The organism is Paenibacillus sp. FSL L8-0644 (assembly GCF_038008165.1).
Taxonomy (GTDB): Bacteria; Bacillota; Bacilli; order Paenibacillales; family Paenibacillaceae; genus Paenibacillus; species Paenibacillus polymyxa_D.
This window is the reverse complement of record NZ_JBBOYN010000001.1, coordinates 4,215,757-4,229,698: the sequence shown is the minus strand read 5'-3', so window position 1 is coordinate 4,229,698 and position 13,942 is coordinate 4,215,757. Positions and strand designations below refer to the sequence as shown.

Here is a 13,942-nt window from a genome sequence, read left to right as displayed (position 1 = left end):
GGGTGCTTTTTGATATACGGAGCAAAGATTACTTACTAAGTGTATTTTTTCACAAATATTATTTTATCTATTAATTAGCTTTGCCAAACATGACGATATTAATCGCCTTGCCGAAGTCTATACCTATTTTGCCAGTTAGCTCTGCTGTTTTTTGTGCTAACACGACTGCATTGACACCACAAGAGAACAGCGCAATATCAAAGTCATCTTTGTGTGCTGCGATCCATTGAAGTGTTTCAGGCATTTGTTCATATTGATGAAATGCCAGCGTGTGCGCGATATGCAGCTTGTACGGATCAGCCTCAAGAACAGGCTTTGCTTCAGCGGCCGTCCGGGTGACCAGCAGAATGCGTCGATTTTTCAGCATGTCCCAGAAAGCGGGTGTCTCAGCCAAATACCGATTCAGGCAGGCGTGACAGGTCAGCGCGGGGGAAAGAGCATAGTGAGCAAAGACCTGATCGGTCAGCTCACGCTTCATATAGGATGGTGCTTTAATAGATTCGTCATCATATGGCAAAATGCCAACAATGCTGGCTTTGCTCACTGCCTCAGCCACCGCGTCCCGTAGTTCCGTATTCGGTAGAAACAGTCCCTTTTGACCGAGATTGGCTTTGACCGCCCAACGTTCCTGTAATACCTTTTCCATCGGCCAGACGGTGTCCTGCGACAACACCAAATTTTCACCATCCCCAATACGAATGAGCGAAAAGGAATGGTGCTGATCGAGTGCCAGCTTCAAACGTTTCAGTACCTCGTCAATCTCCAGATACCTTGGATTCGTCATAACATGTTACCTCCCTATCGTTCCTGCTTGTTCAACTTTTCAGATGGAGCAAAAAACTTTGTATTCTATCATATGTCGAAAGCGAAAAGGTTTTTGTATGAACGGCTATTCTTTTTGGATTCTACCTATTTTTACAAGATTCGTTGCATCTGTACGTGCCGTTTCAGAAGCGTCTTCATAACTTGAGAGAAGACGGTTGAAAGGGAGGAAGATCAATGAATCGCAAGATTGTAATTGAAATTAATTTTAATAACTATGGGATGAATCCCAACCGCCTGACACGTGAGTGGATCAGCGAGCGACTGGATATATTCAGAACCTTTACGCTACGTAGTTTACTCAGTCAGACGAATACGGATTTCTTATCTGTCGTCAAGCTGGCGGGCGGATGCAGTGACATTGTGGAAGAGGAACTGGCCCGACATGAGCCCATTCCCGACCACATCCGTTTTGGTACGAGCATCGAAAGTAAACGTCGTATCAATGCGTACATCGAAGACGCGGACGAACTGCTCATTGCTCGAATAGATTCCGACGATTTGTATCACCAGTCATTTGCACAACAGTTGCATGATTACAAGTTTCAACCGGAGACGGTTGCGCTGGTGAACCAGATGGGTTACCTGTGGGATGCGGTTGAGGGGCAGATGGCACCGGTGTTTCACCGTTCGCCTTCTTTTTATGTGTTTCGCTATCAAGTGGAGGATTTTCTGAATGATTACCGTGTCGTCATTCCTGGGAAAGGCACGCACGGATATGTAACGGAGCTGCCGCATGAGGTCATTCCGCTTCGCAACTATGTGAACGTCATTCATGCCGCAAATACTTCGGTGAAAAAAGTGCCAGCGAAGGATCGGCTGTCAGAGAATGAAATGAATGCTGTGCTGGCTGAATTTCTGGGAACAGGCATTGCCAATTCGTAACGGTTCAGGAGGAGATTATATTGTTCAAAGGAAAAAAACTGCTGGTGACCGGAGGAACGGGATCTTGGGGGCAACGCCTAACCGCTGAATTGCTGAAGGAGGGACCGGCGGAAATTCGTATTTTCTCACGCGGTGAATTTGCACAGATTGCCATGCAGCGGCAGTTTCAATCTGATCCTCGCCTGAATTTCATGATTGGAGATATTCGAGATCTTCAGGCATTGCAGGAGGCATGTCGCGGAGTGGACTATGTATTCCATTTGGCGGCATTAAAGCATGTCCCTGTGTGTGAGAGACAGCCGGAAGAGGCTTTCAAGACGAACGTACACGGTACGGAAAACGTGATCCGGGCCAGCATTGAGCAGGGAGTCGCCAAGGTAATTGATGTCTCTACAGACAAGGCGGTAGATCCGGTGAATGTATATGGCATGACGAAGGCGATAGGTGAAAGACTGATGATCCGCGCCAACACTTTAAGTGAGCGTACTCGCTTTGTGTGTATTCGCGGCGGCAACGTGTTGGGGACGAGTGGAAGTGTCGTTCCTCTTTTCAAGCGCCAAATCGCAGAAGGGCAGGATTTAACGCTGACGAGCCCAGATATGACACGCTTTTTCCTCACGCTCGGAGAAGCGATTGGCTTGCTGCTGAAGGCTTCTGTCACGGCGATTGGGGGAGAGACACTTGTGATGAAAATGAAGGGCTGCAATATTGCAGATCTGGCAGAAGTGATGAAAGAACAGGCGGGTCAGCCTGCGTTGAAAGTGAAGGAGATTGGTATACGTGGTGGGGAAAAGCTGCATGAGGTGCTGATTTCGCCCTATGAGGTGCCGCATACGTATCGCTATGATGATCGGTATTTTGTTATTCTTCCCCAGCAAGCAGACAAGCGCTTACTGAGCCAATACGGTGGATTGGAACGAGTGAGCTTTGATCAATATCGCTCGGACGATGAGTTAATGGATCGCGCTGGAATTGCTGAGCTACTGCGAGGCATGGAGTAACGATGAAAGAGGTGGGTATTTTGCAGCTTATGGAAAAAATAACTAAAGGAACTGTAAAGGTTGCGGTAATCGGCCTCGGTTATGTAGGGCTGCCCATGGCAGTGGAAATGGCAAAGGCTGGTTATAATGTATATGGTGTGGATTCCGATCCCGTCAAAGTAGCCAAGCTGCTTCAAGGAAAGTCGTACATCATAGACATTGGTGATGATGCATTGGAAGGTCTGATCGGGCAGCAATTGCATCCGGTTACGGATATCAAGGTACTGGAGCATGCGGATATCGTCGTGATCTGCGTGCCTACGCCACTGACGGACGGACACCAACCGGATACGTCCTATATTGAAACGGCTATTGATCAGGCCATACCCCATTTGCGTAGACAGACACTGTTAATTCTGGAAAGCACCACCTACCCGGGGACGACTGAGGAATTGATTCGTCCGGTGATAGAGCAGCGCAGGGGCTGGACGGTGGGGAAAGATTTTTATGTGTGTTTTTCACCGGAACGTGTCGATCCGGGCAGTGTTCATTTTAACATTCGCAACACACCCAAGGTGATCGGCGGCTGCACGCCAGATTGTTTGGCAGTGGGAGTAGGTTTCTATGGGTCCTTTTTGGATCAAATTGTACCGGTCAGCTCGACAACCGTGGCGGAAGCCGCCAAGCTGTTCGAGAATACGTTCCGCAGCGTCAACATTGGAATGGTCAATGAGCTGACAGCCGCCTGTGAGAAAATTGGCATTAATATATGGGAGGTACTGGATGCAGCCGCAACCAAGCCATTCGGCTATATGCCTTTTTATCCGGGACCTGGCATCGGGGGGCATTGTATCCCGGTCGATCCACTATATTTGTCATGGAAATCCGAGCAGCATGGTTTTCCACTGGAATTCGTGGACTTGGCAGATCGCATGAACCGGCGTATGCCGCTGTATATCGCGGAGCGAATTGAAGCCATGCTCGCTCAGAAAGGGATAGCCATAAACAAAGCCAAAATTATTCTGGTAGGTGTGGCCTACAAAAAGGACATTGATGATGTTCGTGAATCCCCAGCTCTTGTCCTGTTTGAACATCTAATAAAAATGGGAGCTTCGGTGAGCTTCACCGACCCATATGTATCGAGCTTTAAGCTGAACGGTGAAGCAATCTCATCTCGAACGGCAAATGCCCTGCTATGGGAAAGTGCGGATATCGTAGTCATCACGACAGACCATTCTGTGGTGGACTACCAACAGTTGGTCGAGCATGCCCCACTGGTCTTCGATACACGTAATGCGACTGTGCATTGCACAGGTGGACATGTCGTGATCTTAGGACATCCCGGTGATGGAGGGGGCGCCGCTGTTGGCTAACCGTGATCAGGTAAACGAACGTTATTACGGGCAGATCAATTCGGAGGAATCTCATGAAGCCACCCGCAATAGAATTCACTGGATTTGCCGCCATGTACAGGGCCATACGGTGCTGGATGTTGGGTGCAGTCAGGGCATAACGTCCATTTTGCTTGCGCGGGAAGGTTTTGAGGTAACGGCCATTGATTTGGAAGAGGACAGTATTTCTTATGCAAAAAAAGAACTTCGTCAGGAATCAGCACCCGTCCGGGGAAGAGTCTACTTTCAGTTAAAGGACATTTCACAATTTGAGCGTCCTCCCGGTGGATTTGACACCATTATTTTAGGCGAGATTTTGGAACATTTTGCGCATCCCGACACTCTGCTGGCTCATGCTTATCGCTTGTTGAATAAAAAGGGAACGCTCGTCTTATCTGTACCTTATGGATACCATCCGTTTCATGATCACAAGCGGACTTACTATGCCGGGAGCCTCTCCCGTGTGTTGTATCCTTATTTTGATGAAAAAGCGCTGGAGGTGCATCACAAATATTTGTGCTTTGCCGGCCGCAAGAAGTCGAAAGAACTGCGTGAGGCCAAACCAAAGGTAGAGCATCTGAATGAGTGGATGAAACTGGACGAGGAGCAGTTTCGACTGGTGGAGCAGCAGCATGTTCGCAAAATGAATCAGCGAAAGGCTGCACTCGACAAGGCGGTACAGCGAATCCGGCATATGGAGGAACAACTTTTGCCGTTGCAAAGGTATGCACGTGCCGAACAGATAGACAAGACGCAGGCTGAAAGGAGAGGAGCATATACTGATGGCGAGTCTACCGGAAAAACCACGGGAGAATCAGCCAAAGGTAAAGGGGATGACGTGAAGTCATGACTGAGCATCCAATGACTATCAGCTTGTGCATGATCGTAAAAAACGAGGAGCAGACACTGGCACGCTGTCTGGATTCGGTCGCAGATCTGATGGATGAAATCATCATTGTGGACACGGGATCGACGGATCAGACGAAGTCGATAGCCGCCCGCTATACGGATCGGCTATATACGTGTGAATGGAGGGATGATTTTGCAGCCGCTCGTAATGAATCGTTTGACAAGGCGACGTGCTCCTACATCATGTGGCTGGATGCGGACGATGTGCTGCTGGAGCCGGACCGTGAGCGCCTGCGTGCCTTGAAGCAGCGTTTGTCTATGGATATCGACGCAGTGGTAATGCCACTTCAGTTGGCAGAGGGGGAGCAGGGTGAACTGTTGTTCACCTCACGCCGTATCCGTCTCGTAAAGCGTGAGCGACAATACCGCTGGGAAGGGCGCCTGCATGAGGATCTAGTGATACCTCAGGGGCAAATCGTTCACTCGGATGTGGCAGTAACACACCGTCGAATGCAAGACCACACGCTCCGTAACCAACGTATTCTCGCCCGGTGGATCAGCGAAAGCGGCAAGCTGGAGGGGCGTCTGCTGTATTTGCACGCGAATGAATGTTTTGACCGTAAAGAATATGCCGAGGCGGTAGAGGCGTTCAATCATCTGTTGGAGGAGCCGAGCGGCTACCGTGAGGATCGGATTACCGCTTGTGCGCGGTCGGCGGAATGCTATCTTCACCTTGGGAAGCCGGAGCAACAGCTGGATCGTCTGTTACGCTCCTTTCGATACGGTGTGCCGCAATCTGATTTGTGCTGCATGATCGGTGACTGGTTTTTCACAAGAAACGAATGGACCACCGCCGCATACTGGTATGAAAAGGCATTGGAGCAACAGCATCACCTTCCGGGTATGCGACCTGTTCCACTACCATGCTACTCCTGGTTACCTCATGTGCGGCTTAGCCATTGCTATGCGCATATAGGTCAGCTGGACGCTTCGTATGAGCATAACCAAACCGCTTTACGCTATTTACCTGACGACCCGCATTTACTGGATAATGCATGCAAGCTCAAGGAGGCTATTTCCAACTCCCCACCCTCAGCCCGTTCCTTAAAATAGTTCAAGCTGTTCCGGCCCGTTATCCTCTTCGGGTGGCTTGCGAGGGGGAAAAGGTTTAGGGTCCATGCCAAGCATGGTCATGAGCTGCTTGGCATTAGCAGCGGCGTCTCCACCGGAGTTGTTGTTAAAAATAACGCATACCTCACGGCTTTGCTGCTCCAATTCCAGCAACCTGTCTCTCCATTCGGTCAACTCTTGTTCATTGTACCGATACAGATAACGAACCTCCCGCCAATTCGGTGCAGAGCTTTGATTCCAACCGGAAATGTTCCGTCCGTGGAGACGTACGATTGTCAGATTGCTGTCTGTAGCCAACGGCACAATGGGAACCGACCCTGGTCCTGCTTGCGGCTCGTCGCATACGCTGTGTATCCAGCCTTCTTCACGCATGAATGCCAGCGTTTGTTTCCGAAAATCGGGTGTGAACCAGCTTTGATGTCTGAATTCAAGTACGGATGGGACCTCTCCCATCCTATTTTTTGTGTCTCGCAGTATGGCGACATTCTCACGTGTACAGTCGAACCAGGGTGGGTACTGAAACAGCACGGCTTTGAGCTTGCCCGCTTCGTGAAGAGGCTGTATTGATGCATGCAGTGCTTCGTACATGGCATCTATTGTTTTGAAGTAAGGCTGCTTGCCGCGGGTATGTCCAGTCATGGCTTGGTAGGCTTTGACGAGAAATGAAAAAGAGTCAGGGGTTTCCGCCGCCCAGCGCGCCATACGATCTGTGGGCTGCACCGCATAGAAAGAACTATCCATTTCTACTACCGGAAAATGGCTTCCGTAGATACTTAGTTTTTGGTTAGCTTTGGTACCCGTTGGATACAAGTCATCGTGATCGCCCCAACCCGTAAGTCCAATTTGAATCATAATTTCCCCGCTCCTTTCCTTCATGAAAACTTCTAAAGGCGTTCCCATGAATCATTTTAATGATAAAATGGGGTGAATCACATGAAGTTGGTATGAAGTTCCTATGAATATTTAAGCTCAAATACGGTTATTGTAACATGTTTCCTTATTCGGGATTTTGCAAAATCCTTATTCGTAATGCTTTTGAGTTTCCAGTTTGAAAAAGCTAATATAGTATGTAATAGAGTGAAAATGAGTTCATGGAGGAGAAACGGTATGGCAGAATGGTACGAGCAAAGCTTTGGGGAAGATTATTTATTGGTATACAAGCATCGCGACTTTCAGGGAGCCTATCAGGAAGTGCAAAAAATGATCTCCTGGCTCAAATTACCGCAAGGCTCCAGCGTATTGGATTTATGCTGTGGGATGGGCCGTCATTCGCTTGCGCTCGCAGATGCAGGTTATAAGGTGACCGGTGTGGACCTTTCCAATGTGTTGCTGAGAGAGGCTCGTGCAGCTGATTCCGAAGGGCGGGTAAGTTGGCATCAAGGGGATATGAGAGAGGTGCCGCTGGATGAAAGCTATGACGCGGTGATGAATTTGTTCACCTCCTTCGGTTATTTTGAAAAGGATGAGGAGCAGCTTAAAGTACTAAAGGAAATATATCGGCTGTTGAAGCCGGGAGGACGCTTTATCATAGATTATTTGAACCCTGCTTACGTAACCGCTCATTTGGTACCGCATTCGTCACGGGAGGATGAAGGGAATTGGATTGAGGAGCATCGGGTCATTGAAGATGGCTTTGTGAAAAAGCAAATTGCGATTCGGTCAGCTGCATCCGTTACGGGCACTGAGGCAGCCTCTGCTCTGGGCACGATTCCTACTGAGGGAGAACCTGCGCGCGTGTATCATGAACGAGTGAAACTATATCCATATGAAAAGTTTCGTGGATTGCTAGAGCAAGCCGGATTATCTGTGGAGCAGGTACACGGAAGCTATAATGAAGATCAATATATCGAAGATGCTTCGCCTCGAATGATTTTTGTCGGCGTGCGGGCTTGAAACAGAAAGGCGGATGGAAGCCATGAAAATGCCAGAGCTTACACCGTGTGAGCGAATAGACGGAGGCTTTCAGGTCAAAATATCCATGTCCTTTCCGCTGCGCTGGGTGAATAGCTATGTGCTCAAGGGAGAGCACGGTTTTACGATTGTAGACCCGGGGCCGCGCAATATGGACACCGAGGCAGAATGGGCGCATGTCTTCCACCAGCTGGGAATGTCCTTTGGGGATATTTCGGACATTGTGGTCACTCATCATCACCCTGATCATTACGGATTGGCGGGTTGGATGCAGCAGCAAAGTCAGGCTCGTGTACATATGTCAGCCCGAAGCCATAAGGAAGCGATGATGATGTGGGACGCTCCAGAATCGACGGTCGCTATGGAGAACAGGCTTCCCAGCTTTTTTGTCCAGCATGGCTTTCCTTTGGAGCAAGTGCCGGCCTTGGAATTACATATACGGCAGGCTTATTTGCAAGTGAATCCACAGCCTGAGATTACCGTTATTCCTACCGGCATAGACGCTCGTCTGGAATGGGGTGGACGCAGTTGGCTGCCCGTCGAGACGGGAGGGCATGCGCCCGGACATATGTCCTTATATGACCCGAATAGCGGTGTTATCCTCTGCGGTGACGCAGTTTTGCCGCAGATTTCTCCTAATATCAGTCTGCTGCCGGGCAGTGATGCCCAGCCGTTGAAGTCTTATGTAGACGGCTTGCAGCGTCTAGGCGAGCTGGAGGTAGCGTGGGCATATCCGGGGCACCGCAATCCGTTTGGTTATTTTCGGGAGCGGACGCAAGCGTTGCTGGCACATCATGAAGAACGACTGGAGAAATTTCAGCAGCTGATCCAACCGGAGGGAAGCACAGCCTATGAGCTGTGCATTGCCATGTTCGGTGGCAAGCTGGGTATTCACCAGCTAAGGTTTGCCATGTCCGAGACGCTGGCTCATCTGGTGGAGCTGGTGCGCCGTGAACGGGCCTCTATGAGCGAGACGAACCCAATCACGCGCTTCTATCCCTTTTGCCGTCAATAGTCACGGAAAGTTGACCAACAAGTGACATAACGAAACAACATGACAAGCGGCATGCATGCCGGAAAAGAGGACTTTATGAATTTGCTGCTGCTGGGAGCTACCGGACGCGTAGGACGGTATATATTAGATTATGCGTTAGCGGACGGTCATACCGTTACGGTCCTTGTTCGTTCACCGGACAAGTTGGAGGATTACATACCTGGATATGGGAATCAGCTGCAAATCGTACAAGGCGATGCCACTAATGGAGAGGACGTAGCACAGGCGCTGAAGGGTGGGGCGACGACTGTGATCAGTGCGCTGAATACGGATGGAACGACTACCTTATCCGTTAATATAGCCCTGCTGATCCGGCTCATGCAGGAACAGTCCATTTCTCGGCTCATTACGGTAGGAACGGCAGGAATTTTGCAAAGCCGGACCGAACCGGACCTGTATCGTTACGAGTCCTACGATACCCGACGACGCAGCACTCGTGCGGCCCAGGAACATCGGCGAGTGTACGAATTGCTGCGTGAATCGGCACTAGACTGGACAATCGTATGTCCAACCTATCTACCGGATGGAGCGCGGACAGGTATTTATCGCGTGGAAAAAGATTTTTTGCCTGAAGGTGGCTCACAAATTACCACCGCGGATACGGCTGATTTTACCTATCGGCAATGCAAGAGTTACGGATTTATCCGTACACGGGTAGGCATTGCCTATTGATCGTGGAACACCCAACATAGCTTCATTTTTAAGCAATCAACCAGAGCACGGTAAGTGTATCTACTTATTGTGTTTCTTTTTTTATTTGACAAATACTCAGGCTTAGAATACTATGATTCTTAACAGAAACATCGTTTCCCGAAAGTCTTGTGTAGTTCTTTAATTTATTATAGTAGCAACAAGCAACAGTTTTTAATAAGCCAGGATTTTGCAAAATCCTCAAGCAAAAGGAAGTGCATTCAATCATGTCCGAGCCATCGCCTCCCTATAAAACCTATTCGGAAGTGAAGCAACAGCAGCAGCAATTGCTACGTAAAAATGTCATCGATGCCGCATGCATCCTTCTTGTGGAAGAAGGGCCTGAGGCTGTGACCGTACGGCGAGTTGCGCAGAAATTAAGCTGTTCCACCAAGATCATTTACAATATTTTTGGCAGTAAGGATGGTCTTGCCAATGAGATGTACCTGGATGGATGTCGGCTATTGGCTGAAACCTTCCAGCAAGTACCTGTTACCGAAAGCGTACTCGCTGATCTGGAAGCTCTATGCTGGGCGTACTGGGAATTTGCACAGCTCCATTCAGCCTATTATAAAATGATGTTTGGCGGGGCATTGTCTGATTTCAAGCCGGATGAACAGAGCTTGGAGGGGACCACAACGGCACTGTCACGAATTCTGCAAACCGTCATACACGCTATGGAGCAGGGAGCATTGAAAGAGCATGATCCGTTGCTGGTTGTCCGGATGTTTTGGTCTGCTTTACATGGGGTCATACATCTTCAGTTTGCAGGTCATTTTTCAGATGTAGATATGGCTCAAGGGGTGTATGCATTTACACTGAAGAATACGCTCGTAGCATTTAAAACATCCTCATCCCCATCGTAAAAATGAAGTGTACTGAGGTCGTCATAGTAGATGACTTCAGTTCATTATAGAGTAGTGGTAACAATGTTTCTAAAATAAAACAACGATACTATGGAGGTTATCATCATGTTTATGTACGCAAACAAAACAGCTCTGATCACAGGGGCATCATCCGGTATTGGCGAGGCATTTGCCTATTCGCTCGCAGCTAAGAAATGTGACCTCATTTTGGTAGCTCGGAATGAAACCAAATTAGAAGCGCTGGCCAAGGAGCTCATAGCTAAATATAACGTAAAAGCAACAGTGATTGCGCTGGATCTTTCCACACCCAGAGCATCCCAGACATTGCATCAGGAGGTTCAAAAACAACAGCTAAAGGTAGATCTCCTGATTAACAACGCGGGTTTTGCCACCTATGGATACTTTGAGCAGGTTTCAGGAGAACGACAGCATGAGGAAGTGATGCTCAATGTGGCTGCTTTAGTCGACATCACACATGCATTTATGCCTGATTTATTGCGTAAGCGGGATGGGGGACTCATCAATGTTTCTTCCACAGCCGCATTTCAGCCCGATCCATATATGGCCGTATATGGAGCAACCAAAGCATTTGTGCTTTCTTTTACTGAAGCGCTATGGGCCGAAAATCGGAAACGGGGGCTTAAAGTTTTGGCCCTTTGTCCAGGCTCAACAGAAACGCCGTTTTTTGATATTGTTGGCGCAAGTGAAGCGTCAATTGGAATTAGGGAAACTCCCCAAACCGTTGTGAAGAACGCGTTGAGAGCATTTGAAAAGGGACGTAGTCACATCATTTCCGGTCGCCAAAACTATTGGGTAGCTCAGGTGTCCCGGTTCTTCTCTCGTCAATCCACGCTGGGAATTGTAGAACGTGCACTGCGTCCACAAAATGGATTGTAATTTATGAATGAAGGTAATCTGAGCTTGAAATGTTAGAATGGCAATGAATAAGCTGTGAGTATTATGCACCGGGTCTGATCGTTTATAGCTCGACTTGAATCAGACCCGGTGTTCCTATTTGTATAGATCAAGCGCTTAGATCCTATTCTAGTCCTCGGGAATATAGTAAAATTCCATCCCGTTTCTCCCAGCCATTAGCTGACCAGAAGCGTTGACCCCCTGCGTTATGCTCCATCACAAACAGATGACATTTATCAATGCCTTCTCTCAGCAAAGCAGATAACGCTTTATCCACCAATCTGGGCGCGATCCCTTGACCACGATGTGCTGCAGCTACACCCAGATGATACAGAAACCCCCTGCGACTATCGTGGCCCGCTAAAATCGTGCCTATGATGTTTCCGTTGTACTCACAGACAAAGCTAAGTCCTTCGTTCCGTTGTAAAAAGCGTGCAATTCGCTCCGGTGAGTCGGCCTCGCTTAATCCCAATCCGTCTAAGCCATTCCACAGCTCAATGGCTTGATCATAATCATTAGCCTGCATCGTACGGAATGCATACCCTTCAGTAATGTTTGCCATGTCTAGTTCTCCTCTAACCCTTATATATCTGTTATATTCCCACGCGTTGTTTGTTATTTAGCATGTTGTTTAACGTGTTGTATTCGGTGCGCTTTCTTCCCCAAGCTCCTGCTCACGCTCTGCCTGTTTGCGATGGGCGATACGGCTGCTGGCCGAAGCTGCGATAGCGCCCACAATGTCGTCCAGGAACGTATGGATCGGCCCGAGGCTTTTATCATTCAGGCGTTCCAGCACACCTGGTTTGAGTTTATCGACATAACCGTAATTGGTGAATCCAATGCTGCCGTACACATTTACAATGGAAAAGGCCAGAATTTCATCCACCCCGTATAATCCCTCATCATTTTCAATCATATCCTGCAATGGGGGAAGAAGAGCGCCCTGTTCTGCAAGGATATCCAGTTGGATGCCCGTGAGCACGGCATTTTGAACCTCGCGCTTCATCAGTACCTTGTCCACATTCTCCATACATTCTTCCATCGTTAGGGTTGGGTAATATTTTTTCTGTAAAAGCATGACCAGTTCTGCGATTTCAGTCATGTTAACGCCACGCTTGTGCAGCCACTCGCGGGTGGCATCAGCTACCTTTTTACTGTTCAGGCTGTAAGGTACTTTTTTCTTGTCCATAAAATTGAAGTTACCCTCCTCGTATAGATCCTGATTTCTACTGCAATTATGACCAGTGTGTCCAGTCTGCTGAAAAAGTAGTTATTTTTTACGCGAGGCTTGTATACATATTAGTACAATCTGTACAAAATTGTTAGGGAGGAACTTCACTTATGAATATAAAACACCCATGGCGTATGACCTCTGTAGCTGGACTGCTATCCCTACCCCTGTTGTTGTCAGGCTGCAGCCTTTTCGGCAACGAATCGGCATCCATTGACCCCCCGCCGTCCACGACAGAGCAGTCCATGATTAAGGCTGTAACCGGAAAAGCACCTGCCAGTACAGGGCAACTGAGGGCTGTTTTTTTGCAAGATCATAACGGTTTGCTGGCCCCGGTATCTTTACCGATGGCTACAGGGGATGTACAGGCAGATGCCAAGTCGGCGCTGGAAGCCCTGGTTGAGGGGGGGCCGTATGCCGGATTATTGCCAGAGGGATTTAAAGGTGTAATTCCCCAAGGCACGGAAGTGAAAAGTGTGACAGTGGACAAGAACAACAAGCTGGCTGTTGTCGAATTCAACAAATCTTTCGCCAACTATAAGCCACAGGATGAACGAAAATTAATGGAGAGCTTGACCTGGACCCTGACCGACCGTCCTGATATTGAGAGCGTACAGATCTGGGTGGAGGGCAAAAAGCTGAACGAAATGCCTGTTGGCGGCACACCGCTGGATCATCCGTTGACACGTGCAGTAGGTATTAACTTGGAGATTGGTCATGGCGTAACACCACTGGATTCTAGTCCAGTCACTGTGTATTTCTCTTCATCTTCTCCTGCTGGAGTTCAATACTATGTACCTGTAACACGGTTGGTCAGCCCTGAAAAAGATCGTGTCCAGTCAGCACTGCATCAATTGATTCAAGGGCCGCAGACCAAAGATGGGTTACAAGAAGTGATGACAGGAGAGACGGCACTGAAATCAGTAGAACGCTCCAAAGACAACGTCATTACGGTATCGCTCTCGGATGATATGTTTGCTAAGGGAGAAGCCGTGCCTGCTGAATTTTTGGAATCGGTTGTGCTGACAGCGGCAGACAATTCAGATGATGCAGTCAAAACAAAAATTCGGATTGAACTGAATGGTGAAAAAAGCGTGATTGGACAAAATAATCAAAATTATGGAGAGCCTGTAGCCAAGCCGCAGCATATTAACGAAATCCCTCTTTAAGGGCGTGTTCAAAAGTCGGCTTTTCAGGACCGAGAAGATTGGATGAAG

The 13,942-nt window shown here is 48.5% G+C and carries 15 protein-coding genes; 11 read left to right on the top strand and 4 right to left on the bottom strand.

The features are described 5' to 3' along the window. Window positions 1-70: 70 nt before the first annotated feature. Complete coding sequence (locus tag NSS94_RS19165) at window positions 71-784, bottom strand: GT-D fold domain-containing glycosyltransferase (protein WP_341039923.1); 714 nt, start codon at window positions 782-784, stop codon at window positions 71-73. Between the two features lie 215 nt (window positions 785-999). Between NSS94_RS19165 and NSS94_RS19160 the strand changes: the two genes are divergently transcribed. The 5 genes from NSS94_RS19160 to NSS94_RS19140 are packed head-to-tail and all read left to right on the top strand — an operon-like array spanning window position 1,000 to window position 6,040. Beyond that, window positions 1,000-1,707, top strand: a complete 708-nt coding sequence (locus tag NSS94_RS19160) for a glycosyltransferase family A protein (RefSeq protein WP_341039921.1) — start codon at window positions 1,000-1,002, stop codon at window positions 1,705-1,707. Between the two features lie 20 nt (window positions 1,708-1,727). Beyond that, window positions 1,728-2,708 carry a polysaccharide biosynthesis protein gene (locus NSS94_RS19155; RefSeq protein WP_250240170.1) on the top strand — a complete coding sequence of 327 codons (981 nt, stop codon included), beginning with the start codon at window positions 1,728-1,730 and terminating at the stop codon, window positions 2,706-2,708. 2 nt (window positions 2,709-2,710) lie between these two features. Then, on the top strand, window positions 2,711-4,060 hold the full coding sequence (locus tag NSS94_RS19150) for a nucleotide sugar dehydrogenase (protein WP_341039919.1): 1,350 nt from the start codon (window positions 2,711-2,713) through the stop codon (window positions 4,058-4,060). After that, entirely contained in the window at window positions 4,053-4,928 is an 876-nt protein-coding gene (locus NSS94_RS19145; RefSeq protein WP_341039918.1) for a class I SAM-dependent methyltransferase, read from the top strand. The genes NSS94_RS19150 and NSS94_RS19145 overlap by 8 nt, the downstream gene beginning before the upstream one ends. Beyond that, window positions 4,925-6,040 (top strand): tetratricopeptide repeat-containing glycosyltransferase family 2 protein, encoded by a 1,116-nt coding sequence (locus NSS94_RS19140; RefSeq protein WP_341039917.1) that lies wholly within the window; start codon window positions 4,925-4,927, stop codon window positions 6,038-6,040. Before NSS94_RS19145 ends, NSS94_RS19140 begins: the two co-directional genes overlap by 4 nt. On the opposite strand, the gene NSS94_RS19135 is transcribed toward NSS94_RS19140, so the two are convergent. After that, entirely contained in the window at window positions 6,032-6,910 is an 879-nt protein-coding gene (locus NSS94_RS19135; RefSeq protein WP_341039916.1) for a DUF72 domain-containing protein, read from the bottom strand. The two genes, NSS94_RS19140 and NSS94_RS19135, sit on opposite strands and share 9 nt — an antisense overlap. Before the next feature lie 255 nt (window positions 6,911-7,165). Between NSS94_RS19135 and NSS94_RS19130 the strand changes: the two genes are divergently transcribed. The 5 genes from NSS94_RS19130 to NSS94_RS19110 all read left to right on the top strand — a co-directional run bounded on the left by NSS94_RS19130 (window position 7,166) and on the right by NSS94_RS19110 (window position 11,476). Continuing rightward, window positions 7,166-7,951: a class I SAM-dependent methyltransferase gene (locus NSS94_RS19130; protein ID WP_250240165.1), complete on the top strand. Its 786-nt coding sequence runs from the start codon at window positions 7,166-7,168 to the stop codon at window positions 7,949-7,951. Between the two features lie 22 nt (window positions 7,952-7,973). Beyond that, window positions 7,974-8,984 (top strand): MBL fold metallo-hydrolase, encoded by a 1,011-nt coding sequence (locus NSS94_RS19125; RefSeq protein WP_341039912.1) that lies wholly within the window; start codon window positions 7,974-7,976, stop codon window positions 8,982-8,984. A 75-nt stretch (window positions 8,985-9,059) separates the two neighbouring features. Continuing rightward, on the top strand, window positions 9,060-9,695 hold the full coding sequence (locus NSS94_RS19120; RefSeq protein WP_069011034.1) for an NAD(P)-dependent oxidoreductase: 636 nt from the start codon (window positions 9,060-9,062) through the stop codon (window positions 9,693-9,695). A gap of 245 nt (window positions 9,696-9,940) precedes the next feature. Next, window positions 9,941-10,579 carry a TetR/AcrR family transcriptional regulator gene (locus NSS94_RS19115; RefSeq protein ID WP_029518356.1) on the top strand — a complete coding sequence of 213 codons (639 nt, stop codon included), beginning with the start codon at window positions 9,941-9,943 and terminating at the stop codon, window positions 10,577-10,579. A gap of 105 nt (window positions 10,580-10,684) precedes the next feature. Then, window positions 10,685-11,476, top strand: coding sequence for an SDR family NAD(P)-dependent oxidoreductase (locus tag NSS94_RS19110; protein ID WP_341039911.1), 792 nt, complete (start codon window positions 10,685-10,687; stop codon window positions 11,474-11,476). A gap of 142 nt (window positions 11,477-11,618) precedes the next feature. Here NSS94_RS19110 and NSS94_RS19105 read toward each other — a convergent pair whose 3' ends face one another. Together NSS94_RS19105 and NSS94_RS19100 are read right to left on the bottom strand one after the other, a co-directional pair. Next, a complete protein-coding gene (locus tag NSS94_RS19105; RefSeq protein WP_069011036.1) occupies window positions 11,619-12,056 on the bottom strand; it encodes a GNAT family N-acetyltransferase in 438 nt (145 codons plus the stop codon). Window positions 12,057-12,125: 69 nt separating this feature from the next. Next, window positions 12,126-12,683 (bottom strand): phosphatidylglycerophosphatase A family protein, encoded by a 558-nt coding sequence (locus NSS94_RS19100; protein WP_069011037.1) that lies wholly within the window; start codon window positions 12,681-12,683, stop codon window positions 12,126-12,128. 152 nt (window positions 12,684-12,835) lie between these two features. Here NSS94_RS19100 and NSS94_RS19095 point away from each other — a divergent pair, with 152 nt between their 5' ends. Continuing rightward, complete coding sequence (locus NSS94_RS19095) at window positions 12,836-13,894, top strand: GerMN domain-containing protein (protein ID WP_069011038.1); 1,059 nt, start codon at window positions 12,836-12,838, stop codon at window positions 13,892-13,894. Window positions 13,895-13,942 lie beyond the last annotated feature (48 nt).